General features: G+C 43.2%; 19 protein-coding genes, 1 other RNA gene and 1 pseudogene. 1 reads left to right on the top strand and 20 read right to left on the bottom strand.

Annotation, left to right across the window (positions count from 1 at the left end):
- Window positions 1–247 precede the first annotated feature (247 nt).
- Both KSP24_RS18630 and KSP24_RS18625 read right to left on the bottom strand, forming a co-directional pair.
- On the bottom strand, window positions 248–2,632 hold the full coding sequence (locus tag KSP24_RS18630; RefSeq protein ID WP_216976188.1) for a phosphoketolase family protein: 2,385 nt from the start codon (window positions 2,630–2,632) through the stop codon (window positions 248–250).
- 303 nt (window positions 2,633–2,935) lie between these two features.
- The gene (locus tag KSP24_RS18625) at window positions 2,936–3,658 is read right to left on the bottom strand and encodes a GntR family transcriptional regulator (protein WP_013368893.1); all 723 of its coding nucleotides are present in this window, start codon (window positions 3,656–3,658) and stop codon (window positions 2,936–2,938) included.
- A gap of 316 nt (window positions 3,659–3,974) precedes the next feature.
- On the opposite strand from KSP24_RS18625, the gene KSP24_RS18620 reads away from it, so the two are divergent.
- Window positions 3,975–5,126, top strand: coding sequence for a glycosyltransferase (locus KSP24_RS18620; RefSeq protein ID WP_216976186.1), 1,152 nt, complete (start codon window positions 3,975–3,977; stop codon window positions 5,124–5,126).
- Between the two features lie 221 nt (window positions 5,127–5,347).
- Here KSP24_RS18620 and KSP24_RS18615 read toward each other — a convergent pair.
- From KSP24_RS18615 to tpiA, 18 genes and pseudogenes are all read right to left on the bottom strand, one after another.
- A pseudogene (locus KSP24_RS18615) lies at window positions 5,348–6,298 on the bottom strand (ring-cleaving dioxygenase).
- A gap of 75 nt (window positions 6,299–6,373) precedes the next feature.
- Window positions 6,374–6,772 carry a DoxX family protein gene (locus KSP24_RS18610; RefSeq protein WP_013368890.1) on the bottom strand — a complete coding sequence of 133 codons (399 nt, stop codon included), beginning with the start codon at window positions 6,770–6,772 and terminating at the stop codon, window positions 6,374–6,376.
- A 69-nt stretch (window positions 6,773–6,841) separates the two neighbouring features.
- Window positions 6,842–7,069 carry a DUF896 domain-containing protein gene (locus tag KSP24_RS18605; protein WP_216976184.1) on the bottom strand — a complete coding sequence of 76 codons (228 nt, stop codon included), beginning with the start codon at window positions 7,067–7,069 and terminating at the stop codon, window positions 6,842–6,844.
- A 404-nt stretch (window positions 7,070–7,473) separates the two neighbouring features.
- Entirely contained in the window at window positions 7,474–7,959 is a 486-nt protein-coding gene (locus KSP24_RS18600; protein WP_216976183.1) for an antitoxin YezG family protein, read from the bottom strand.
- 110 nt (window positions 7,960–8,069) lie between these two features.
- Window positions 8,070–8,486, bottom strand: a complete 417-nt coding sequence (locus KSP24_RS18595) for a DUF4280 domain-containing protein (RefSeq protein WP_025677132.1) — start codon at window positions 8,484–8,486, stop codon at window positions 8,070–8,072.
- A complete protein-coding gene (locus tag KSP24_RS18590) occupies window positions 8,487–9,008 on the bottom strand; it encodes a hypothetical protein (protein ID WP_025677133.1) in 522 nt (173 codons plus the stop codon).
- Between the two features lie 14 nt (window positions 9,009–9,022).
- The gene (locus tag KSP24_RS18585; RefSeq protein ID WP_216976181.1) at window positions 9,023–10,273 is read right to left on the bottom strand and encodes a pentapeptide repeat-containing protein; all 1,251 of its coding nucleotides are present in this window, start codon (window positions 10,271–10,273) and stop codon (window positions 9,023–9,025) included.
- Between the two features lie 77 nt (window positions 10,274–10,350).
- Window positions 10,351–11,766: a contractile injection system protein, VgrG/Pvc8 family gene (locus KSP24_RS18580; RefSeq protein WP_216976179.1), complete on the bottom strand. Its 1,416-nt coding sequence runs from the start codon at window positions 11,764–11,766 to the stop codon at window positions 10,351–10,353.
- A complete protein-coding gene (locus KSP24_RS18575; protein ID WP_040102391.1) occupies window positions 11,763–12,437 on the bottom strand; it encodes a hypothetical protein in 675 nt (224 codons plus the stop codon). The genes KSP24_RS18580 and KSP24_RS18575 overlap by 4 nt, the downstream gene beginning before the upstream one ends.
- A gap of 553 nt (window positions 12,438–12,990) precedes the next feature.
- Window positions 12,991–13,482 carry a GNAT family N-acetyltransferase gene (locus tag KSP24_RS18570; RefSeq protein ID WP_064962682.1) on the bottom strand — a complete coding sequence of 164 codons (492 nt, stop codon included), beginning with the start codon at window positions 13,480–13,482 and terminating at the stop codon, window positions 12,991–12,993.
- 388 nt (window positions 13,483–13,870) lie between these two features.
- A complete protein-coding gene (locus KSP24_RS18565; protein ID WP_129548532.1) occupies window positions 13,871–15,178 on the bottom strand; it encodes a DUF6270 domain-containing protein in 1,308 nt (435 codons plus the stop codon).
- Between the two features lie 621 nt (window positions 15,179–15,799).
- Window positions 15,800–16,164: a transfer-messenger RNA gene (gene ssrA, locus KSP24_RS18560) on the bottom strand.
- A 259-nt stretch (window positions 16,165–16,423) separates the two neighbouring features.
- Window positions 16,424–16,903: an SsrA-binding protein SmpB gene (gene smpB, locus KSP24_RS18555; RefSeq protein WP_007428162.1), complete on the bottom strand. Its 480-nt coding sequence runs from the start codon at window positions 16,901–16,903 to the stop codon at window positions 16,424–16,426.
- A gap of 263 nt (window positions 16,904–17,166) precedes the next feature.
- A complete protein-coding gene (gene rnr, locus KSP24_RS18550; protein ID WP_064962680.1) occupies window positions 17,167–19,776 on the bottom strand; it encodes a ribonuclease R in 2,610 nt (869 codons plus the stop codon).
- A gap of 188 nt (window positions 19,777–19,964) precedes the next feature.
- Entirely contained in the window at window positions 19,965–20,198 is a 234-nt protein-coding gene (gene secG, locus KSP24_RS18545) for a preprotein translocase subunit SecG (RefSeq protein ID WP_013368823.1), read from the bottom strand.
- A gap of 318 nt (window positions 20,199–20,516) precedes the next feature.
- Window positions 20,517–21,803, bottom strand: a complete 1,287-nt coding sequence (gene eno / locus KSP24_RS18540) for a phosphopyruvate hydratase (RefSeq protein ID WP_013368821.1) — start codon at window positions 21,801–21,803, stop codon at window positions 20,517–20,519.
- Window positions 21,804–21,866: 63 nt separating this feature from the next.
- Window positions 21,867–23,411 carry a 2,3-bisphosphoglycerate-independent phosphoglycerate mutase gene (gene gpmI / locus KSP24_RS18535; RefSeq protein ID WP_013368820.1) on the bottom strand — a complete coding sequence of 515 codons (1,545 nt, stop codon included), beginning with the start codon at window positions 23,409–23,411 and terminating at the stop codon, window positions 21,867–21,869.
- Window position 23,412: 1 nt separating this feature from the next.
- A complete protein-coding gene (gene tpiA / locus KSP24_RS18530; RefSeq protein ID WP_013308264.1) occupies window positions 23,413–24,165 on the bottom strand; it encodes a triose-phosphate isomerase in 753 nt (250 codons plus the stop codon).
- Between the last annotated feature and the right edge of the window lie 37 nt (window positions 24,166–24,202).

The raw sequence follows: 24,202 nt of genomic DNA, 5'->3' as shown, positions 1-24,202 counted from the left end.
TAACACCTCTTCAATATTCAGACAAAATGCAGCGAACCATTCAGTTCCCCATATACTTAATACCCACTTGCTCGTGACTTCCCTATTAAATTCTCTGTGTGCTGCATCAAAAAATGCCTGATCCCCGTTGAAATCATACTTGAAGTCAAGGGGCCAGGCACTTCTATTCTGCTACCAAATCATATATTTCACTTCATGCTAGACTGCTTGGTTGTCCAACACAAAGCTGAAATGTACTGTACTTTTTTTATTTCAGGCCTTCCCATACCCAGTTCTCTACCTCTGGCAAGTCAATGCCTTCTTCGCGAATGAATTGATGATGCTTCTTAACCATTGCATCCATTTCATCCGCAATATTCGCGTACTTTCCAGCGTCAGGTAAGTTTAGAACAGCTTCCTTCACTAAATCAAAACGGTCCATTTGATTCAATACACGCATATCAAATGGTGTCGTAATATCGCCATTTTCACGGTAACCATGTACATGCAGGTTATGGTTGTGACGATCAAAGAACAGATCTTTGATCAGACCTTCGTAGCCATGGAAAGCGAACACGACTGGTTTGTCCTTTGTGAAAAATTGATCAAACTCAGCGTCAGATATTCCACGAGGATCTATTTTTTGGCTTCTCAGCTTCAGTAAGTCTACTACGTTGATGTAACGAATCTTCAAATCAGGCAGTTTTTTATGCAAGATCGAGATCGCAGCTAAGCTTTCAATCGTTGGCTCTGTACCGGCAGAAGCGATAACAATATCAGGCTCTCCACCTTGATCTGTACTTGCCCAGTCAATAATCTTCAAACCTTTGTCCACCAATTCCTTCGCTTCATCAGCAGAAAACCATTGTGGGCGTGGGTGTTTGGACGAAACAACCAAATTGATCTTTTGACGATCATTTAAAATAGTGTCAAAAACAGCTAGCAGAGAGTTGGCGTCAGCTGGCAGATACTCACGAATAAATTCTGGTTTCTTATCAGCCAAATGACCTAACAAACCTGGATCTTGGTGTGTATACCCATTATGATCCTGTTGGAAGACCGTTGAAGTAGCTACAACATTCAATGATGGGATGTCTGCACGCCATCCTTGATCCGTTGCTTTACGCAACCATTTGAAGTGTTGAGTGATCATCGAGTCAACCACACGCAGGAAGGCTTCGTAACTTGCGAAGAAACCATGACGGCCTGTTAACACATAACCTTCCAGCAATCCTTCAGCTTGGTGTTCAGACAATTGGGAATCAATGACACGACCATAAGATGATAAGAATTCATCATTAGGCTCAATAATTTGATCCATCCATTGGCGTTTGGTTACTTCAAAAACAGGAGCCAAGCGGTTAGACATCGTTTCATCAGGTCCGAAGATTCTGAAATTGCGATTCTCTTCATTTAATACAACCACATCTTTAACGTATTTGCCCAAAACCGACATATCTTGCGCAATCACTTTACCAGGTGTGGAGTTATCCAGCGCATAATTACGGAAATCTGGCAATTTCAAGTCTTTAATAAGATTACCCGCATTCGCAACAGGGTTCATTCCCATTCGTTTCTCGCCTGTAGGCAGAATTTCAGCAATCTCAGCTTTTAAACGACCGTTTTCGTCGAACAATTCCTCTGGTCTATAGCTATTCAGCCATTCTAATAAGGCAGGTGCGTGCTGCATATTTTTTTGATCAACCGGAATTGGAACCTGATGGGCACGGAACGAATTTGTATTCGGCACTCCGTCCCATTCCTTTGGACCCGTCCAGCCTTTAGGTGAACGGAAGATAAGTACTGGCCACGCCGGACGAGTAAGATCATTATTTTCACGCGCATTCTTCTGGATAGCTTCGATCTTCTCGATGGCAGTATCCAATACTTTCGCCATTTCTGGATGCATGTGATCAGGGTCTTCACCTTCAACAAAAAACGGTTCCCAACCTAAACCTTTAAAGAACGAAGTTAACTCTTCTTTCGATTGGCGAGACATAATCGTTGGGTTACTAATTTTGAAGCCATTCAAGTGTAAGATTGGCAGCACTGCGCCATCCGTGATTGGATTGATAAATCTGTTAGAGAACCACGAAGCGGCTAATGGTCCCGTTTCAGCTTCACCATCCCCAATAACAACAGCCGAAATCAGATTCGGATTATCTAAAATAGCACCTACACCATGAGAAAGGGAATAGCCCAGCTCTCCACCTTCATGGATAGATCCAGGTGTTTCAGGAGCAGCATGCGAAGCAATACCGCCAGGGAACGAAAATTGTTTGAACAGTTTCTTCATGCCTGGGATATCTTGAGTGATTTGTGGATAGATTTCAGTGTAGCTTCCATCAAGATATGAATTTGAAACCATAACCTGGCCGCCGTGACCAGGACCTTCAATATAAAGCATGTTCAAATCATATTTATTAATAACACGATTAAGATGAGCATAAATAAAGTTTTGGCCTGGAATCGTGCCCCAGTGTCCAATAGGCTTCACCTTTACATCCGAATCTTTCAAAGGTTCTCTCAACAAAGGATTGTCTTTTAAATAAAGCTGACCTACTGAAATGTAGTTGGTTGCACGCCAGTATGCATCAAGTTTTTTCAAATATGTTTGAGATGAGTATTCTGCTAACACGGGTGTTAAGGCCATGGTGTCCACTCCCTAGTAATTTGGTTTGTAATTTGGTTTGTAATTTATTTCCGGAAATTTCATCTACAAGTACATCATAACGCTACGCTAAATTAATTCAACCTTTTTCACAAGTGATACGGTCCAATTTTGTGAAATTTTGAACATACTATGAAATATAAATTAAAAAGACAGTAAAAAAGCTCTTACATTAAAATATATAGAAAGATAAACCAATAAAATTCATGATAAATGGAAGGTTCGCAGGCTCTAATTCTTTTTTAAAACCATAAAAAAAGACCGGAGAATTCTCCAGTCTTTTCGTTAGTGTACCGATACAAAGGTATTAAATTTCAAATATTTGTAATGAAACCGCATATGTGAAAATTCAAATGGCGTGCCGTTATCCAAAAAGAAAACACCCTCCATAATGCCTACCGGTTCATTTTCTTTTAATTGTAGTAGCTTTTGATCATTCTCTTGGGATGGTTCTGCAAAAATGGATAAAAAAGATTTGGTGACGGCCAGGTTCCGCGAGTCTTCCAAATAATTAAAAATGGAACCCTCAATAATCGTCTGATTTAAATCTTGGACAATTTTAATGGGGATGTAGCCCGTTTCAATCATAAAGGGATCGTCATCAAACAGGCGTAAGCGAACAATTTTATAAACAAAATCATGGGTATCCAAGAACAAATCGCGCTGTAGTTCTTCTGTCGGTGGAATGACCTCGAAACTCAATACTTTGATTTTTGGCTTTTTGCCATGCATTTGAAAATTATCAGTAACTCCTAGATTAGAGCCTTCATAGTTAAAGATAGATTCATTTCTTATGTATAAGGGATTAATAAATGTCCCGGAGCCTTGTTTTTTGAAAATAATTCCGACACTCTCCATTTTAGTCAGAGCGCGTTTAATGGAACTACGACTAACCTGGTAAGTCTCACTAAGACTACGTTCATCTGGCAATCTCATATCTGCAAACTTTCCAGCGAAAATTTTCATTTTAAGATCGTCAATAATTTGCTTATAGACAAATTGTGTCATATAGTACTCCTCTTTCAGGTCTTCTATAACTCCATATAGTTTACCATAAACATGTCCATTTCATCTCATGTTTGTTTGTATCTCTTTTACTTTACATCCTTATGCGTAATGCTGCCATGACATATACATCACACCACTGAAAATACCTGCAAAATAGCAAAAATTACAGAACCTCCACCTTAACATCCTCAATATGACCAAGCCTGTTTCGCACCTTGAGGGGTGTTTGACCAGACCAGGCTAAAATCCTTGAATACATTGTTATTATTTATCTTGTTCAAACGTGTTCTAATAAGAATGGTGGGGGGAGATCACATTGACAATCCGCTACAGCGTCATCATTCCAACCTATAATCGAGCCCAGCAGCTGCTGCTCACACTCGCCTCATTTGAAGCACAAACCTATCCGAAGCAATTATTCGAAGTGATTGTAGCTGATGACGGCTCTACAGATGGGACGAAAGAAGTGGTCGAAGGCTTCAAAGCATCCTATCCTCTTACTTATGTGTCACACCCGGAACAACGCGGTCGATCTGCCGTTCGAAATTTGGGACTGCGCCGAGCAAAAGGGATATATATCATTTTCTGCGACGCTGACTTTTTGGTGCTACCTCATTTCATTAAAACCGTGAGTCGTTATCACCGCAAGTATCCCAAATCCGTGCTTTCAGGCATTCCTCACTCGTGGGACGATGCATTTACCCATTATCACCCTGACTTTTCTGTGGAAGAAAAAGAACATTGTCGGAGCATACTTACACAATCAGGCTTATGGAATCCCGACTTTGAAACAGCGAATGAAATTATCCCGATCATCACCCCTCATGATGTCCTGCATCAAACGGGTGCATTGTCTAAAGTCGTTAGCCCCACCAGGGTTCCGCCCAGTACTCAAAAACAATTTGCCTCAACGGACGTAGCTCCCTGGATGATGCTAGTAACTCGTTGTGTAGCCATCAGACGCAACCACTTGATTCGTATTGGAGGTTTCAATGAACGGTTTGTGCTGTACGGACTCGAAGACTGGGACTTGGGCTATAGACTGCATCGCTTAAAAATCCCTTTTTATTGCATCAAAGAGGTGGTCGGATATCATCAGGAACATCCAACCCATCTTAGAGGTAACGTTTTAAATACGGAAAATCTGAGAATCATGTATGAAACTTACGGGTTCAATGACTCCTCGTTAAATTTATTCGCTCTAATTCCTCCATCCGAGGATTTTGAGACCTACAAAAATACGCTGCGCGTATTACGCAGGGGACTCCGTTCTAGGTTAACACGTTCATCGGCTATGTTGTTGAGAAGGACATTACGCATTGCTGCCAAGCAGTTTTATTATCAAAACAACAACCCAGCATACCAGCAAGCATTACGGGTGATAAAAAAGAAAGCAGAGAACCGGAAAAGCCGAGTCGCCCACGTGTTACGAGAAATGCTGGTAAAGTCTGAAAAGCTGTTGGAATAACAAGAGGACGGTAGCACACGAGACACATACCTGGAAGCAGATTCTGTCCTGGATAGATAATGTCGTATATTAGATTAGTCAAATCATAAATATAGGTTAATTGCGGAGGATTTCATTTTCAGGTGGTAACCTATCAAATGAAAAATCCACAATCGAATGAGATTGTGGATTTATGTGACTTCATCTGGATGCAAAACAGCAGCTATTTCGTTTGATTTCGTTTACTTTTGTTTATCTGTTAATGTTCTCACTTCAATAGGATGCAGGTTTGCCTCGATCTGAGCCCGCTGCGGTTCATACCACTCTGGCAGCATTAATTTCTGCCCCAAAGATTCTGCAGGTTCATCGTTAGCAAATCCCGGTGGATCTGTAGCAATTTCAAAAAGTATGCCGCCCGCTTCTCTGAAATATATTGCATTAAAATATTGGCGGTCGATGATTGGAGTTGGCTGATAGCCATAATGCTGAACTGCGCTTCTCCACTCTTCATGTTGCTCGAAATCTTTTGCGCGCCATGCAATGTGATGTACCGTGCCTGCTCCACCAAAGCCTAAGCCCATTTTGACGAGCGGAACATCCACAATGTTGCCGATTTCTCCAGCGGACTGATAACGAGCATATTCGGCGTCTTCATCGATTTTCGTAAATCCGAGTATGCTCTCCAATGCATCCATCGTTTTCTGTGGGTTGGCGCTAAATAGCACTGCACCTCCGAACCCCTTGATTGCTTTATCAGCCGAAATGCCATCGTAAAACCAGGTACTGTTCGATCCCTCCGCACGTTCAACAAGCTCAAGACGTAGGCCCTCATTATCCTCGAATTGAAGGTATTGTTCATTAAAACGGCTTGTTTTCGTAACTTAAATACCAAAGCTTTTCAAACGATGCTGCCAAAAATCAAGCGAACCTAGCGGTACCACATACGAGGTTATACCCACCTGGCCGCCTCCGATTCGCCCTTTGGGAGTTCCCGGTGCAGGGAAAAAAGTAATGATCGTTCCTGGGCTCCCTGCCTCGTTACCAAAGTACAAGTGGTAAACCTCGGGGGCATCGAAGTTGATGGTTTTCTTCACTAACCGAAGTCCAAGAATACCTGCATAGAAATCGACATTAGCCTGCGGATTACCGGCAAAAGCTGTAATATGATGGATACCTGTCGTTTGAAGTGACATATAAAACCCTCCTTTAAATCGTAGAAATCCTTATTTTCCATTATCGTTCAATTTTTAATGATCTAAGTTCATGTATTAATGAAGTATTGCATCAATGGAATATGAACCTGCACCTGTCAACGCAATCCCGATTACGACAGCAATAAGAACCAGTGGATATTCATAGCCATTAGCGGTTGCCCAGATTCCGTTTTGACCATGCACTTTGACAATCGCTCCGAGCATCGCCATCGTAATCAACAGTGCAGCCAGTGGAGTGAGCAGTCCTACAGTAAATAGAGCCCCTCCCAGCAATTCCATCAATCCAGCGGCCACAGCCATCAATACCCCAGGCTTGATCCCGATTGATTCCATCCAACCACCGGTACCTTTTGGACCATAGCCGCCAAACCAGCCAAAAAGCTTCTGAGCCCCGTGCCCCACGAATAGCAATCCAACCACCAAACGTATTAACAACAATCCACTCGCCAACATAAAATCACTCTCCATATTATATTTATTATTTAAAGATTTTTAAATTAGAGATATTAGACAAAATTAAATTCATGGCTTAACGATTTGAGCCTGTTCTTTTCTTAATTTTTCAGGAGTAACATCATCTCCATTCGGATCATAAATCGTAGCATTCAAAAGTATGCTTTTGATTGAGCCTCGAAAGATTTGAAGGTATTCTTTGCGAAGATCCATTTGTTCCGTTTTTTCAATTTCAGTTAACCCAACTTCTTTTGCTTTGTTTGCCAACTGGTTAATTCTTTCTAAAATCGCAATCATGTGTATACCTCCCTATTCAAAATTTGCTGTTGTTTTATCTTTAATTTATTTATCTTGATATAAAGATATAATATTTCATTGTTCTTGTCAACACTTTATTAAAGAGAGGAGAAAATGAATCCTTGAGTTGCCTTTGAAGATGAATGAAAAAAGAAGCCGCGAAAACATAATTGCATACTCAACGGAGGCAAGTCCCCTTCCAAAGATCCTGTTTGTTCCATCCCTTAAATATTTCTTTAGACTTTATAAAGGGCTCCTTTTTTTAGTTTAGAAGTTGGAATGGTTTTATTTTTTCATTTCGTCATTTTTTACTTACTTCCTTCCCAATATATAGCGCTCTTTCATCCCGAGGCTATAGCTTAATAAAAAACCACAATGACGATTATGTCAAAGTGGGCTTGGTTCTACCGGGACTTATCTTGATTATCTAAATATCCCTCTAAAAATTGTATATTTCTCTCACTTATAGGAAACAACCCTAAATGTTGATATTCAAAAATTATTTGTTGTTGGGTTGACGTTAATTCTGAAGTTATCATATCTTCATAGCTATACTGAATATTTAATTTACCAGGATACTTCAGTGCTAAGGTTAAATTCGTCCACGCCTCCTGATCATTATCAATAAATATTTTTCTTAGCTTTTCAAATTTGGATTGTAATCCTAATAGCAAGTCATCATAAACTTCCCCACTTACACCGTATTTATCAGGGATATCATGAGAATATATATAGTCTCCGTCCTCAGAAGCATTGAAATAAAAGTATACATTACTAGAGCCATCTAATATTTCAGCATACAAATAAATCTCATGCCATTCCTCTTCAGGTATCATATCTAAAATATGCTCTGCAATTTGAGGATATAACTGATCCATTTGCTTCTCCATAGTCTTACCAACCCCGTTTTGATTTTTTATTGAGTCCTCCTGCCATAATATCAATGCCCTCCCCATATTAATATTTTCAAACCATTCGCAGGGACTAGAGAAACAGACTCTTAATCCAGCTCCTGTCCATCATTTTCAATTTGGATATGACCACAATACAGACACTGATGGGTACAGTTTTGTGTCAAGGCCGGCTGTCCCTCGATCTTCACATCACTTTTCCCATTCAGCCACGGCATGGTCAGAACTGGAACACACGGAGCCTTTTTCACGCCATAGATGTCCACCATCTCACTAGCCTGTACAGCCGGATTTAAAGGACTGGAGCAATTTCCAAAAGACTGAATGTTCACTCCTGGAACGTAATCTCCAATGTTCATTTGTGCTTTGTTTTTTACGTAGACACCATGGCTAAAAGGTCTTTTCAAACGGGTAGGTTGTGTGCCATAACTACAACTTAAGATCGCTCCTGCCACGACATAGCTTTTTTTTGCGCCCGTTCCCGGTTTCACTTGGGCTTCTTCCACTTACCCCATCCTCCTTAGTGCTTCCATCTCGACTCTTTGCACTCGAATGCCTGTAAAAGATCGGCGCAGCAGGCTTTCTGCCACAGCCAAATGGATATAGATATGAGGTTCGATCAGTCCCTCAATCCGAAAAACAGGGGGCTCTATCTCCCCCTGTCTCAGTATCAAACGCTTCAACGTACCATTGGGATACCATTCCGTTTGTGCGGACAAACAGTCCACCATCGGCGGACGAAGCACCCAGTATACCTCCTGTCTGGCCTGCTGGAAATCGGTAAGGATGGCCGCTTTCCATTTCAGTCCCGGCATATATTTCTCCAATAATACTTTCATCCGATCAGACACCAGGGGTAGGGGGAATTCCAGAAAATCCGGGTACACTGTTCGTGGATCGCTATGTACAGCCAAAAAAAGAGGATCATCCTTCTGTTGATCTCCCTCAGCTTCTGTCAGGATTTTCTCTACTTGCAAAGGAGACAGCGCAGCAGGCTCCACCCGATGTTTTACCCGCTCGTCTATCATCAGTCGAAAATATCTCAATGCAGCCACTCCTTTTTGCTAGCATCATCCCTTACCTGTGTAGACCACTCCAAACCAATGGCTCCTCTACGCTGCTCATCGGTAAAAATGACTCCTTGTACGTTTGCACCCGTAAAATCGGTTCCGATCAAACAAGCCCCTTTAAAGGATGCACCTGTCGCATCTGCTCCAACAAAGCAGGCATCCGTGAGGTCTGCCCCGTCCAAGGACGCTTTTTGTAGTAACGCCTCTTGAAAAATGGCTCCTCGTAACTGTGCATCATGAAAACGGGCTCCCTGCAAGCTCGCCCCTGTGAAATCTACGCCAGCAAAACCCAATGCCTCCCAATCCAATGAAGCATCTGATCCATATCCGGCGTTACCCATAACGACATCCAATATGGCCCCTTTCATCGAGCATCCGCTAAAATTGGCTCCATGAAGCAAGCTGTATGTCAAATCGATTCCATTTAACTCACTTTCCTGCCACACCGTTCCTACCAGGATACAGCCATGCAGACGACTATGTTCCATCCTGATTTGGCGAAAGGCTGTATAACGAAAATCCAACAGGCTATAATCCCCATCTGACAATTGAACTTGGGTCAACGCCTGATAGCTGTACGCATGTTCTTCTTTTTCCTCCAACCATGACCGGATATCATTTGCCTCCATGACTCTGCGATCTTCTCGATATACTGACACACTATGATCCAAAAATTCACCCACACGAATCTCGAACGTCTCTTCCCGCTCCAGCTCTTGAAACTCCGGTAAGCACACCGCCTGTTTCATCGCCAAGCGCACCACATTCACAACGAGCGCATGAATGTGTACCGCTGCCTCCAGCATAACCTGCTCCCATTCAAGCTCCGTTAGAGAAACATGCTGCTTCTCTACCTCCCTTCGCAATTGTCGCTGCAAATCGGTCCAGTAGGAATATGCCCAGCTTGTATCCCATTCCAATCGGATCGGCTGCGGATCAAGCATCCATAAAGCATCGGAAGCCTCTACGAGATAAGCAGGCCGTTCTTCCAGCCATGCGGTACGTAGCATGGAGTACGTGATATAACCGATCCTTCCCTTTCTTCCTTGAAGCTGCTCTCGCCGAATGTGCTGGCAATATCCCCGGAACTCTTCGACACAAGCCTGAACCCGTTGCTCCTGCGTCACATTGAACTTCAGCGCCCAGTCTCTGCGGATGAGAAACCACGCCTGATTCAAAATGGCTTGCCATTGCGGTTCTAACTCATCAATAGACTTCTCCATTTGTACCCAACCACCACCTAAAGCTCTTCATAAATTCATATCTTCAGGCTGACGCCATTCACCCGCTGCCCTATAGCCTAATTCGACTTTACTTCACTGCCCTTCATGTCCGCTGATCCACTCAATTGAATATGACTGCCATTGCAATCCATACGCAGCTCGCTGCCTGCCGACAAACTCATCGTTTTCCCTGCCGACAAGCTCAGATTACCACCCGCCGAGATAATTACCTGTTTACTGCTCACAATATGAATGCCTTCCTTGTCGTCCAGCTTAATAAAAATAGCACCATCTTTACCCGTCACGACCAGTTCATCCGGTCCCAAACGAATTTCTTTTCCATGAGGTGTTCGCCATATTTTCATCTGCGGATTGGAAAGCTTGTTATGTCCGCTCCCTCTGTCTGCACGTCGGACTGCACTGCCTGCTACCCCATCCTCTTCACGGCTGCCCGGAAAATAGAGTGAAACCGGGTCCCCTTTTTCCGGCATTACGTACCAGCCTGTATGTCCCCCGCCGCTATATACCGTCGAATAGTTGAACCAATGCGCCTGATTGACCGCCTGCTTCTCGTCGCAATCCAGATGGATACGTACCTGATCCTGACGCACATCCACGACTACTCCGCCTAATGAAGCGCCCGCCAGCTTTTCCTGATAGTAGCCTTTCTGCCGTAAGCCTTTATACGAGGCAAGCACATATTGATGCCGCAACAGACCCTGTCTCATTTCCGTATAAGCCTCCATGACATACAAACTGTGTCCCTGAAAGGTCAACTGAGCGCCCAAATCCAGCACCTCATCTGTCTCCACCTCATAAAAAATAAAGTCATTTTCGTTTACCTTTGCCTGCTCATTTTCCTGAAAGTAGCGGAAAGGTAGCATCTGCTTGCGTACCGTATAACGGGTATGATCCAGTACTGCCTGTGCAGGGCTGTCTTCAATGCCAAAATAAAATTTGGGACTATCAAAACGCGACACAGGCATCAGGCTCGTATGATAGCGGGAAGCCATGCGTCTTAAAAAAGCCCAATCCGTCTCCTGATACTGGATGGCAATCCGTCCGATAGGCTCTCCACCTGTCGCTCCATCAATCACATCCAACCCTTCATAATCCTTACCAATCTGCTCCAGCATCTGAGGAATCGTCATTTTGGTATATTGAAAAGAACGGGTGCGTTGCTGAATATCCATCCGATAAGTATGGGAGATGGCCTCTACCTCCAGATAGTACACATCCCGCACAACCTTCACTTCGACCGATAGCGCAATTCCGCTGAATAGCGGCTTACTTTCACCCGATTCATTGCGCTGGCTTACCTCAATAATCGTGTTCTTTTCCGTCGTTTCCACATAGCTGTCCTGCATGTCTTCCGGTATGATCCCTGTAAAATAGAGCCGAGTATGCTCGTTGATTTTCTTCGTGAGGGTAAGCTGCTCCAGCTCAACCAACTCATAGGGATGGATTTGGATATTGTCGTAGCCCAGACTCATAGCGAATCCACTCCTCTCTCAAGCGTAGGATGTAAAAGCAAAGAGACTGCATGGAGCGATTGTACTGTGTTTTCCGCTACAGGCAGCCATACCTCCATGTCCGATTCCATACAGTTAAACGTTCCCATCATTACCTGTCCTGCATGGGTGAACAGCAGGATTTCGTTGTACAAATTCGTATCCACGCCTGCAGCAACAAAACGGATCAACCCAATGGACAGCCCGGAATGATTTACGATCACTTGAGTGCCCAGCCAATTACGGATTGGTTGTACAGATCGCAAAGTGTCCACCATTTGCTCCACAAAATCAGGAAGTTCCTCGTCCGCCAAAAATGATTCTGTCCGACTAAAGGTGATATTCACCGTCCCATCCTCTGAGGTGTAAATGGCCTCTGGACGATATTCCGAAGGATACTTAAATTTGGCCTGCTCCAGTAGCATCAAACTAAAAGATTTCGGCACGCTTACCTGCATTTGTCCGTCCAAGATCACCCTCAATTCGAGCGTAATGAGCTCATCACCTAACCGTAACGCCAAATTTTTCTCAGAAACGGAGTGATCCTGTTCGGAAATAACAGTTTGAGAAAGACTCGTATTTACGTTATTAGATGCAACATCATAATTAAGCTTATTTTTAAGACTTAAAATATGCTCGTCCATATAGTTCATAGGGTTAGTCCCTTCTTCTTAAAAAGATGAGTATTTAATTCAAAATATAAAAGCAAAAGGGCATATTTAACAATAACCCATCTTATGTATGTATCGGCCAGAATCGAGACTTTGTTTACAGAAAGAACCATAGCATGCGTTATTTTCAATGTATATTTCTGAAATCAATATGGATAAGAGGATTGATCGGAACGGACTATGGATCGAATTGAATCCATCCTTGCTCAGAATGAAAGCAGGTATTATGACTTGGAAAGGCAGCTACCATAATACAAATGATTTTTATCAAGTGGTTTGGATAATGGGAGATTGTTGAGTTAAAATTATACTTGGTCCGGATTCGAACCTACTAAAAAGCAAAAACCCGCTCATAGAGCGGAGAAGTGGCGACGGATCTAAACTGAAACTAATGCAATTAAATGAGAGAGTAGCCCTTCAAACCAAAAAAAAGCCAGTGCCGACGAAAGCATCATTCAACGCGAAGTCCGTACCACCTCTATTCAAGAATACTACACAAAATAATTTTAGTTAATTCAAATTGTCCTTGTAATATTCATAATATGCTTTTCTCAAATAGAATTTCATCACGAATTGTAATACCATTATTTGATATTTTTGGTGTATTAGGTTTTATAATCCTTGCCTTTTCAACAGAGTTTGGGAATATTTTCGCAATTTGATAACCCTTTTTTTGATAAAATAAAAAAGCATGCAAGTTATCATTAGTTGTTACTAATTTTATTTTGCAACATCCGCTCTTTTTTGATACTGCTTCCACCTCATTCAATAACGCAGTACCAATTCCCTTATTTTCATCTTTGCTATCTAAAGAAATGATTTCACATTCATTATCACTTATAACATAAGTGATTAATCCCATAATCTTTTCTTTATGATCTACGACAGCAAATCCATCTAACTCATCACATTGATAGATCCCGCTAGAAATCACCATTTGTGGAGTTCCCCAATTACAAATAAAAAAATCGGTTATCATTTTTTTATCAAATTCTTTTGTATCAACTACGCAAGATTTCCCCTCCATCTTATAACTTTATAAATTGTCATTTTTCATCTAAGTATTATATCTAAAATAGGCCAAATACAAGCTTTGGATGTGAATGCAATAGAATAAAAGCTATTAAAAGAAAAAGCAGCCATCAACAGAAGAAAATCTGTGATGGCTGCTTTTTGTCTTTCAGGACCACATCACCAGCTGGAACCATCTTGAGATCAAGTAGTTCATCGGCGGCTATGTATAAAAGCTGACCGCTACAAGGAAAACATAGAAGTCATCTTTAAGCTACAAAGTTGTGGATTTGATCGATGGAGGCGAGGGGAGTCGAACCCCTGTCCGAAGATAACGTAACATAAGCTTCTACGGGTGTAGTTACAGACAGATATCACTTCCACTGGAGACTAGTCATACGGGTTTATTCTACACAATTTAGCCGTTGCTTAAGCTTAGTAATCATCAATTTATTATCAACAGCGATAGAGTACTGCAAATGATAATACATAACCGCTTCATCTTCTGGAAGCAATATACCCAAACAATTCAGCATTTGAACCCATCTTAAGTCATTTTTATCTAATGCTTCTGTAAAACTTTCCACCAAATGCTCAACAGGTAGATTTAAGTACTCCTGTTTTTCTTTTAGTTTATTTAAATAATACCGTTGAAACACATTATCTTCTTCCGATAGTTCAATTCCATTGATGAATTCATTTATAAATGTTAATTTTTCATCCATGTTTATATCAGAGAAGGTTGAATATACTTCATCCACCTTTTGATAAAGGGTGGCTAACCATTTTCTGTTTTGAATAATATCTATTGAAGCACTTTCTAAACATATATCATCCAGAAGATCGTTTGAAACAAAAAAACTCTCTGTTTCTCTCCAGATCACCTCAAAATTTCTCTCATCAACCCTTCTTCCCAATAGGTCGGCAACCACCTGCGGCCTAAGGTTATCATAGTATCTTTGTTTCGGTTTATTCAGGATAATATTTTGCATCAATGACCAAGAACTTATGGCATAGTTTTCTTCAAAGTGAACGGGTGTTACATCCCGATTATACTCTTCGTCGGCAATAAAATATTTTGAAACATCTAAAACATAGGGATTATATTTATTTATAACATACTCTTCGAGTTCATAAAGTTGTTTATTATAAATCGCATTTCCAAAATGCAACATCGCAGGAGGAGTATCCTTAACCTCTCCATCTCTCGATATATAATGATTACAACCTCTAGTTCTAACCAGTATTATATTTCCTCCAAATTTCTCAATCATTTTCTCCCAATATAGATCTATATATCCATACCATAACCAACTTGGAATTTCCAAGAAATTAATGGACTGGAATTGTTCCGATTCACTTTTATAGGCTGCCGTATTATAAAATGAATAATCATAAGTAGAGAAAGTCGTATTTTTATATACAGCTACCGGCTGGCAAAGGTCAAAAAAATCAATCACTAGGAAATCAGCACTAGAATTCAGAAGGATTGGAACAGTGTTTTTTTCAATACCGTTTCGTAAACAACGATGAGAATACTCACTATTAAAAAAAAGCAACTCTTCAGATCTTGTAGAAATATTTGCAGGAGGCATCATACTAGATACAATATTATTTCTGCTTAAATAACTATTAACTGATATATTAGTGTCTTTATTAACGTTGAAAATATCTCTGCTTAAGCATGAACCATGCACGTCTACCAATACCATTTAAGAGCCTCCAATGTTTTACATAGATAGTGGTACTACGATGAAAATTATTCATGGTCTGTATAAATGGCTCTATTCCTCCTTAGGAATCAATCTTGTCAATCCCAAAGCTCAACGCTTAATATGATTATCGGCAGCATACACAAGGAAGATTAGACGCATTTTAAATAGCCTGGATGCGAGGCAATGGCATTTCATATTTTCAACAAACCGGCTTTGCATTTCTGCGATGATTGAAATGGCTCAATTGGCGGTTAATAATTGACATTGGCTCACTCGCTAATATATCGAATCGTCCCTCACGTCCGGCGTGGTAGGCAAATCACTTTTCGGTATAACTTGAGTGATTCATCATCAAGCTATCTATAAATGCTTGTTTAATAGAGAGCTCCTCAAATCTTATTAGAACTCCAACAACTCCTTCAAGATAGCAGAACTCCTTAACATAAACTCATTTTTAAGGAATGCGGATCTAAGTATTCAATATCCAATCTGTTGACAAGCTAGAAGTCAAATACAATAAGACTGCCAACATTTATTTTACCTCACTTTGGACTATGCGACAGGGAAATTAAAGTAAGCAAAAAAGCGACCCATCAAGGCCGCTTTTCATAATACTACATATGGAGGCGAGGGGAGTCGAACCCCTGTCCGAAGATAACGACACATAAGCTTCTACGGGTGTAGTCACAGTTTTGATGTCACCCGAGTATCGCCCCGTAACCGGCTATACGTTGGGTCAGCCTGATTGTCTTCTTCAGCACACCCCAGGCGGAGATGTGGCAGCGTATCCCACTATAGGTTAGCCCCTACATCCGGCACATGGGCGATGCAGGAGAGGAGCACGCTCACAGGTTATTAAGCTGCGAAAGCGTAGTTGTTTTGTTGTTTGCCGTTTAATAGGCTTTAGCGTTGATGAAGCGGACGCGTCCCCACTACCCGCTACCCATGCTCGAACTATCCCCGTCGAATCCATAAACGCCCCCTTATTATAAAAGGGCTCCACGGATAAATCCGGAAATACCGGAGCATAAGTGCATAATATCAAAAGCTGAATCCTAAGATTCAACACACACTCGAATCAGGTTAAATCCAAGATCTTTGAAAACTTACTACTTTGTTAGTATAACATATTACATGTCATAACGAAACGGATTGAAGCCATTCTAGCTCGATAAAATAGCACCATTACAGGAACAAGTAACTTATCCACGTAATTTGTACCATACAGAGTAAGCAGACTGCTTATCTCGCTATTTTTTGCTTCTCGCGCAGAGCACGTTGGATATCACGCTGTGCATCACGTTTGGCAGCTGTTTCTCGCTTATCATACTGCTTTTTACCTCTACCCAGTCCAAGCAGCAGCTTTGCATAACCGTTGCGAACATATATCTTGAGCGGCACGATGGTGTAGCCTTCCTGTTTGGAGAGACCAATAAGCTTACGAATCTGCTCTTTATGCAGCAACAGCTTACGGGTGCGCGTCGGATCAGTCGGATTGTTACGATTACCTTGTTCAAAAGGGCTGATATGCATATTGTGAATATGGATTTCGCCATTACGGATCGTAGCAAAAGCATCGCTTATATTAGAGCGACCATTCCGCAGAGACTTAATTTCCGTTCCCGTTAACACCATGCCCGCCTCGTAGGTGTCCTCAATAAAATAGTCATGGGAAGCTTTTTTGTTCTGGGCGAGCACTTTCCCGTCTGCCTTCTTACCCATGAATACCACTCCTTATGAATAACTTAGATTCAATCTAGAATTCCTGCTACAAAGAGCTACCTAGAAATATATTGTAACAAATTTCGGAGGGTAAAAGCAAGAAAGGTCAAGCCTTTTACATTTCTCATTACACTTATAGCACACTAAAACCAAGCGGCTTCTATCCATTACTACAGACAGAAACCGCTCATATTCTAAGCATCCTTAAGCTTCATTCACTGCTCTCGGAAGCCCCAATCTCCTAACAAGTAAGTTATATCAACCTACTTTTTCTTTTTCCGTACAAACCCAGCGGTGCTATTCCCGCCGTTAGCGCCCTTTTTTTTCCGCTTGCGACGTGCTGCGCCTTCGCCACCTGGTCTGGCATCACTACCTGGGGTAGCTGCATCACCAATGAATATCCCGCTGGCAGACGTCTTCTTCCGTCGCTTGCTTGCAGCCGTTGCTGGCGAATTGTATCCGCCCTTGCCACTACCAAAGCCGAAGCTGCCTGGCGAGCCTGTACCGACACCGTTTCCACCACCGCGACCTGCGCGACCTGCGGTGCTGATTCCTCCGTTGCCGCCCTCTTTAGGCTTTCCAGCCGCCTCACGACCGCCTTTACGCTCTCTACCAGCCTTGTCCTTACCGCCCTTACGATCACGTCCTTCTCGGCCTCTGCCTTTAGCACGGCCCTCGCCACGTGCAAAATCTCCACCCTGGCCCGAGCCTCCCGTCCGTTCACGACGTTGCCGTTGCTTCATATCGACGAGTTCAAAGTCAATTGTGTAATCTTCCATATTCACACGTGCGACGCGAACCTTAACCTCATCCCCAATGCGGAATACCTTAGAGGTGCGTTCTCCGATTAACGCCATATGCTGCTCGTCAAAATGATAATAGTCGTCCGTAAGTGCACTCAGACGCGTTAAGCCCTCGACTGTGTTGTCCAGCTCAATGAACATCCCAAAGCTGGTTACACTGCTGATGATCCCTTCGAACTCCTCGCCGACCTTATCCAGCATATATTCAGCCTTTTTCATCTGTTCTGTGTCGCGCTCTGCATCCACAGCCACACGTTCACGCTCGGAGGATTGCTGAGCAATATCTGGCATGCGTGCAGTCAAATATTCCTGACGCTCGTCTGTTAAAGCCCCGCCATTCTCCAATACCTCACGAATGACACGGTGAATTACCAAGTCAGGGTAACGACGAATCGGTGATGTAAAATGAGAGTAATACTCCGCAGCCAGTCCAAAATGTCCTGTAGACTCCGCATCATATTTTGCCTGCTTCATCGAACGCAGCATCATTGTGCTAAGCACCGTTTGCTCCTTCGTACCCTGAATGTCTTCTAACAATGTTTGCAGTGCTCGCGGATGAATGGAATTTCCTCGACCTTTGATCTGATGACCAAAATTAGCTGCAAAAGCCATAAAGTTTTGCAGCTTCTCTGGGTCGGGGTCCTCATGAATCCGGTACAAGAACGGTACCTTGAGCCAGTGAAAATGTTCGGCTACCGTTTCATTGGCCGCCAGCATAAACTCTTCAATAATTTGTTCGGCTATCGTACGATCCCTCTTCACAATATCGACAGCTTTGCCTTCATCATCTACAATCACTTTGGCCTCATCAAAATCAAAATCAACTGCACCGCGGCGCATCCGATTCGCACGCAGCTTCAATGCTAAATCCTTCATCGTACGGAATACATCAACCAGGTCCTTGTACCGTTCCATCAGTTCTGCATCTTCCTCTTCGAGGATTTTGCGAACGTTAGTATAGGTCATCCGTTCCTTCGTTTTAATCACGCTGGTGAAAATATCATGCTTTACGACCTTCATATGCTCATTGAATTCCATCTCACAGGATAAAGTCAGTCGATCCACCTGAGGATTCAATGAACAAATTCCGTTTGAAAGTCGATGTGGAAGCATCGGAATGACGCGGTCAACCAAATACACACTACAACCGCGGTTATATGCCTCCAGATCCAGCTTGGAGTTCTCACGCACATAATACCCTACGTCAGCAATATGAACGCCCAGACGATAGTTTCCGTTCGGCAAACGCTCTACATTAACCGCATCATCGAGGTCTTTGGCATCCTCCCCGTCAATGGTAACAATGATTTTATCGCGCAAATCACGCCGTCCCTGACGTATAATCTCCTCTTCCGTAATCGCATCAGGAGCCTCATCCGCTTCCGCCATCACTTCATCCGGAAAAGCTTCTGGGAGCTGATGCTTGCGAATAACGGACAAGATGTCAACGCCCGGATCATCCTTATGACCCAGCACCTCCAGCACTTCGCCTTCTGCCGCTGCACGTCCTTCCGGATAGCTCACAATACGCACGACGACCTTTTGTCCGTTTACAGCTCCGTTAAAGCTGTCCTTAGGAATGAAAATGTCCCGGTTAATACGTTTATCATCCGGCAAAACAAAACCGTATGCTTCGTGGCTCTGAAACACACCGACTACCTGAAGCACTGCGCGCTTCACGATTCGCACAACTTCGCCTTCTAGTCGGCCACCCGCAGGTCCCTTTGATGTTACTCTTACCAGTACCGTATCTCCATTCATCGCGCTCTTTAAGTCGTTAGCATGAATGTATACATCCGGGTGCTCCCGGTCCTCTGGAATCAAAAAAGCAAAGCCCTTGGCATGGGCCTGCAAACGCCCGCGCTGCAAATCCATCCGTTCTGGAACACCATAACGGTTCGTGCGGGTCAGCAGAATTTTCCCGTCTTCCTCCAATGCGTTCAAGAGCTTAAGAAATTCACGAAACTCTTCTGCATCCTTAATGTCAAAATGTTGCTCCAGCTCCTGGTATGTCATAGGCTTGTATGCGGTCTCGCGCATGAAATCAAGTAGTTGTTGCTCTGTTATCATAATTTTGTCCACCTCGGGTGACCTTTAATTTTCAGTAATAAATCCGCATGTTCCTTGTTCCTGATACAAGGCTCTTTATATACTCATACCCTAGTATACACGAATTTAATCGACGGCATCCCTGCCTGTCCAAAATCCAAAAAAGCCCCCGTTTCCCGTGAAACGAAGGCTTAAGGTGTATATTTATCTTATTTTGCGAAAAATGCAACCAAAACGGAAACGATCATAAAACATGCACCCAAAACAGCAGTTACGCGTTGTAAAATCAAATCCATACCGCGAGCTTTGGTCTTGCCGAACAGATGCTCAGCACCGCCAGAGATGGCACCGGACAAACCTGCGCTTTTCCCCTTTTGCAGTAACACAACCGCAATAACAGCAATCGAGAACACAACGAGCAGCACTTTCAAAAAGATTTCCATGAAAAATCCCACCTCCTGAGCTTATACATCTGTTTTGCAAAACAACACAGCCTCTTTTATGAAAACATGCACATATCATGCTTTAAATAGCCGGAAATTAACGCAAAACACTATTTTCATTCTACCACAGCTTCCAGTAGATAACAACAGCTACAGCAAGACACTTAGCCATTAAGCTTCTGTAGATCATTATTTATAAAAAAACAGATCTGCTTGCATATCGCAAGCAGATCTGTTTTATTCATGCGCAAAAGCGTCGAGCGTCCTGACCCTATGATAAATCATAGGCCCGAGGCACCACCAGCATTTTTGGCAATATTATTTTTTCAGGTTGTAGAAAGATTTCAGGCCGTGGTATTGAGCCAGTTCACCCAGTTGATCCTCAATGCGGAGCAATTGGTTGTACTTCGCAATACGGTCAGTACGGGAAGGAGCACCAGTTTTGATTTGGCCCGCATTTGTTGCAACAGCGATATCAGCGATTGTGCTGTCTTCGGATTCACCGGAACGGTGAGAGATTACAGCTGTGTATCCTGCACGTTTAGCCAATTCGATAGCATCGAATGTTTCAGTCAGCGTACCGATTTGGTTTACTTTGATCAGGATAGAGTTACCGATGTTTTCATCGATACCTTTAGCCAGACGCTCTGTGTTAGTTACGAACAGGTCGTCACCAACCAATTGGATTTTGTTGCCCAGTTTTTCAGTGAGCAATTTCCAACCTTCCCAGTCATCTTCGGAGCAACCATCTTCAATAGTGATGATTGGGTATTTATCAACCCAAGAAGCAAGCAGGTCAACGAACTCAGCAGAAGTGAAGGATTTGCCTTCGCCTTCCAAAGTGTATTTTCCATCTTTGAAGAACTCAGTGGAAGCAACGTCCATACCGAGGAATACGTCAACGCCTGGTTTGTAACCAGCTTTTTCGATCGCTTCGATAATAGTGGACAGAGCTTCTTCGTTAGATTTGAAGTTAGGAGCAAAACCACCTTCATCACCAACAGCTGTGTTCAAGCCTTTGGAATTCAGTACGGATTTCAGGTTGTGGAAGATTTCTGCGCCAACACGCAGAGCTTCTTTGAATGTAGGAGCGCCTACAGGCAGAACCATGAATTCTTGTACGTCAACGTTGTTGTCGGCATGAGCACCACCGTTAACGATGTTCATCATTGGTACTGGTAATTGTTTAGCGTTGAATCCGCCCAGGTAAGTGTACAGTGGCAAGCCCAGAGCTTCAGCAGCAGCGCGAGCTACAGCCATGGATACAGCCAGAATTGCATTCGCACCCAGTTTACCTTTGTTTGGAGTACCGTCCAATTTGATCATCAATGTATCGATTTCTACTTGGTTCACAGCATCCAAGCCGATTACTTCAGGAGCAATAATTTCGTTCACGTTTTTAACAGCTTGCAGAACGCCTTTACCCAGGTAACGGGATTTGTCGTTATCGCGAAGCTCTACAGCTTCGTGAGCGCCTGTGGATGCACCAGAAGGAACGATAGCGCGACCAATCGCACCGGATTCCAGATATACTTCAACTTCAACCGTAGGGTTACCACGGGAGTCGAGGACTTCGCGAGCGTACACGTCAGAAATAATAGTCATTTGTACTTAATCTCCTTTGTAATTCATAATTTATTGGACAAGCCTATACTTATTAAATCAAGCTTACTTGCGGGATGCAATCATAGATTTTCCTGTCATTTCCGCAGGTTGCGGAAGTTGCATCAAATCCAGAAGCGTTGGAGCTACGTCAGCCAGAATTCCATGCTCACGCAGAACGATATTTTCGTCAGTCAAAATGAACGGAACCGGATTCGTTGTGTGAGCTGTGAACGGACGTCCCTGCTCATCAATTTCCATATCCGCGTTACCATGGTCAGCGATGATAATTACCACGCCACCTTTGGCTTTAACTGCATCTACAACACGTCCAACACATTCATCCGTCGTCTCTACTGCCTTAATTGTTGGTTCCAGCATACCGGAGTGTCCAACCATATCCGGATTGGCAAAGTTCAGGATAATCGCATCGTGCTTGTCAGCTTCGATTTCCTTAACAGCAGCATCCGCTACTTCATACGCACTCATTTCAGGCTGCAGATCATATGTAGCCACTTTAGGCGAATTGATCAAAATACGAGTTTCGCCAGGAAGCTCCACATCGCGTCCGCCACTGAAAAAGAAAGTAACGTGCGGATACTTTTCTGTCTCAGCAATACGCAATTGCTTTTTGTTGTTTTGTACCAGCACCTCGCCAAACGTGTTGTCCAGGTTTTTCGGTTCATAGGCAACAAAGCCTCCAACCGTTTCACTGAACAAGGTCAGGCAAACAAAGTGCAGATCCTTAGGCCATTTTGGCCCACGGTCAAAACCACGGAAATCTTCATTGGTAAATACTTGAGACAATTGAATCGCACGGTCAGGACGGAAATTCAGGAATACGACAGAGTCATTGCTTTCGACCAGCCCTACAGGGCTTCCATCAGCCTTCACAATAACAGTTGGTTCCACGAATTCATCGAACACTGACTTTTCATACGATTCCTTCAATGCTTCGAGTGGATCGGTGTATTGAGGACCTTCACCGTATACGATTGCACGGTAAGACTTCTCAACACGTTCCCAACGTTTGTCGCGGTCCATTGCATAATAGCGCCCTTGTACGGTTGCAATTTGGCCAATGCCCACTTCCTGAATTTTAGCGACCAGTTGTTGCATAAAGCCTACGCCGCTATCAGGCATAACGTCACGTCCATCCATGAAAGCATGAATGTACACTTCAGTTAATCCTTCTTTTTTAGCCAGATCCAGCATAGCGAACAGATGGCTGATATGACTATGCACACCACCGTCGGACAGAAGTCCGTACAGGTGAAGTTTAGTGTTGTTCTTCTTCGCATGTTGCACGGCTTTAACCAATGTTTCATTGTCGAAGAACTCGCCTTCACGGATGGACTTCGAAATACGAGTCAAATCTTGATATACAATTCGACCTGCGCCGATGTTCAAGTGACCTACTTCGGAGTTACCCATTTGTCCTTCCGGAAGACCCACCGCTTCACCAGAAGCCGTCAACGTGGTATGTGGATACTGTTTTAAATACCGGTCGTAATTCGGTTTGTTGGCCTGTGCAACCGCATTGCCTTCCACAGTGTCACGCAGTCCGAATCCGTCCATAATAATTAAAGCTACCGGTTTTGGTGCTGTCATCTTACTTCGCCCCCTCAACAAGCGCGATGTACGACGCCGGTTGAAGACTGGCACCGCCCACGAGCGCGCCGTCGATATCGCTTTGACCCAGGTACTCAGTAACATTTTCAGGTTTTACACTACCACCGTACTGAATACGTACAGCATTTGCTGTATTTTCATCATACAGCTCTTTAATCAGACTACGGATGTAGGAAATCACTTCATTCGCATCCTGCGAAGTAGAGGATTTGCCTGTTCCGATGGCCCAGATTGGCTCATAAGCAACTACGACTTGCGCTGCTTGATCTTTAGCCAGACCAGCAAAAGCTGCTACAGTTTGCACTTTTACAACTTCTTTGGTTTGACCTGCTTCACGGTCTTCCAGCTTTTCGCCTACACATACAATTGGTGTCAGGCCATGACGGAATGCTGCATGAACCTTTTTGTTCACCGTTTCGTCTGTTTCGTTGAAATACTCACGACGCTCGGAGTGTCCGATCACAACGTAGTCTACGCCCAGATCTTTCAGCATTCCGCCGCTGATTTCACCTGTAAATGCGCCATCTTCTGCAAAGTGCAGGTTTTGTGCGCCGATTTTAATAGATGTACCTTTTACTGCTTCAACCAGAGCAGGAAGATTTGTAAATGGAGCACATATAACGCTCTCCACTCCTGCAACCTCTGCTTTACCTTTGATCTCTTCGATGAAGGTTTTAGCTTCTGGTACGGTTTTGAACATCTTCCAGTTACCCGCGATAATCGGTGTTCTCAATGGTTTCAACTCCTAACTATTAGGTGCCCTAAAGCCT

Source organism: Paenibacillus sp. AK121, from assembly GCF_019042715.1.
Classification (GTDB): domain Bacteria; phylum Bacillota; class Bacilli; order Paenibacillales; family Paenibacillaceae; genus Paenibacillus; species Paenibacillus polymyxa_C.
The sequence above is the reverse complement of the archived record's forward strand: the minus strand, read 5'-3'. Positions and strand labels throughout refer to the sequence as shown.

Excerpts from the sequence above, each read along its gene's own strand:
- KSP24_RS18630 (WP_216976188.1), bottom strand. The coding sequence starts at position 2,632 with ATGGCCTTAACACCCGTGTTAGCAGAATACTCATCTCAAACATATTTG.
- KSP24_RS18625 (WP_013368893.1), bottom strand. The coding sequence starts at position 3,658 with ATGACACAATTTGTCTATAAGCAAATTATTGACGATCTTAAAATGAAA.
- KSP24_RS18610 (WP_013368890.1), bottom strand. The coding sequence starts at position 6,772 with ATGTTGGCGAGTGGATTGTTGTTAATACGTTTGGTGGTTGGATTGCTA.
- KSP24_RS18605 (WP_216976184.1), bottom strand. The coding sequence starts at position 7,069 with ATGATTGCGATTTTAGAAAGAATTAACCAGTTGGCAAACAAAGCAAAA.
- KSP24_RS18600 (WP_216976183.1), bottom strand. The coding sequence starts at position 7,959 with ATGGAGAAGCAAATGGATCAGTTATATCCTCAAATTGCAGAGCATATT.
- KSP24_RS18590 (WP_025677133.1), bottom strand. The coding sequence starts at position 9,008 with ATGATAGACGAGCGGGTAAAACATCGGGTGGAGCCTGCTGCGCTGTCT.
- KSP24_RS18585 (WP_216976181.1), bottom strand. The coding sequence starts at position 10,273 with ATGGAGAAGTCTATTGATGAGTTAGAACCGCAATGGCAAGCCATTTTG.
- KSP24_RS18580 (WP_216976179.1), bottom strand. The coding sequence starts at position 11,766 with ATGAGTCTGGGCTACGACAATATCCAAATCCATCCCTATGAGTTGGTT.
- KSP24_RS18575 (WP_040102391.1), bottom strand. The coding sequence starts at position 12,437 with ATGAACTATATGGACGAGCATATTTTAAGTCTTAAAAATAAGCTTAAT.
- KSP24_RS18570 (WP_064962682.1), bottom strand. The coding sequence starts at position 13,482 with ATGGAGGGGAAATCTTGCGTAGTTGATACAAAAGAATTTGATAAAAAA.
- KSP24_RS18565 (WP_129548532.1), bottom strand. The coding sequence starts at position 15,178 with ATGGTATTGGTAGACGTGCATGGTTCATGCTTAAGCAGAGATATTTTC.
- smpB (WP_007428162.1), bottom strand. The coding sequence starts at position 16,903 with ATGGGTAAGAAGGCAGACGGGAAAGTGCTCGCCCAGAACAAAAAAGCT.
- rnr (WP_064962680.1), bottom strand. The coding sequence starts at position 19,776 with ATGATAACAGAGCAACAACTACTTGATTTCATGCGCGAGACCGCATAC.
- secG (WP_013368823.1), bottom strand. The coding sequence starts at position 20,198 with ATGGAAATCTTTTTGAAAGTGCTGCTCGTTGTGTTCTCGATTGCTGTT.
- eno (WP_013368821.1), bottom strand. The coding sequence starts at position 21,803 with ATGACTATTATTTCTGACGTGTACGCTCGCGAAGTCCTCGACTCCCGT.
- gpmI (WP_013368820.1), bottom strand. The coding sequence starts at position 23,411 with ATGACAGCACCAAAACCGGTAGCTTTAATTATTATGGACGGATTCGGA.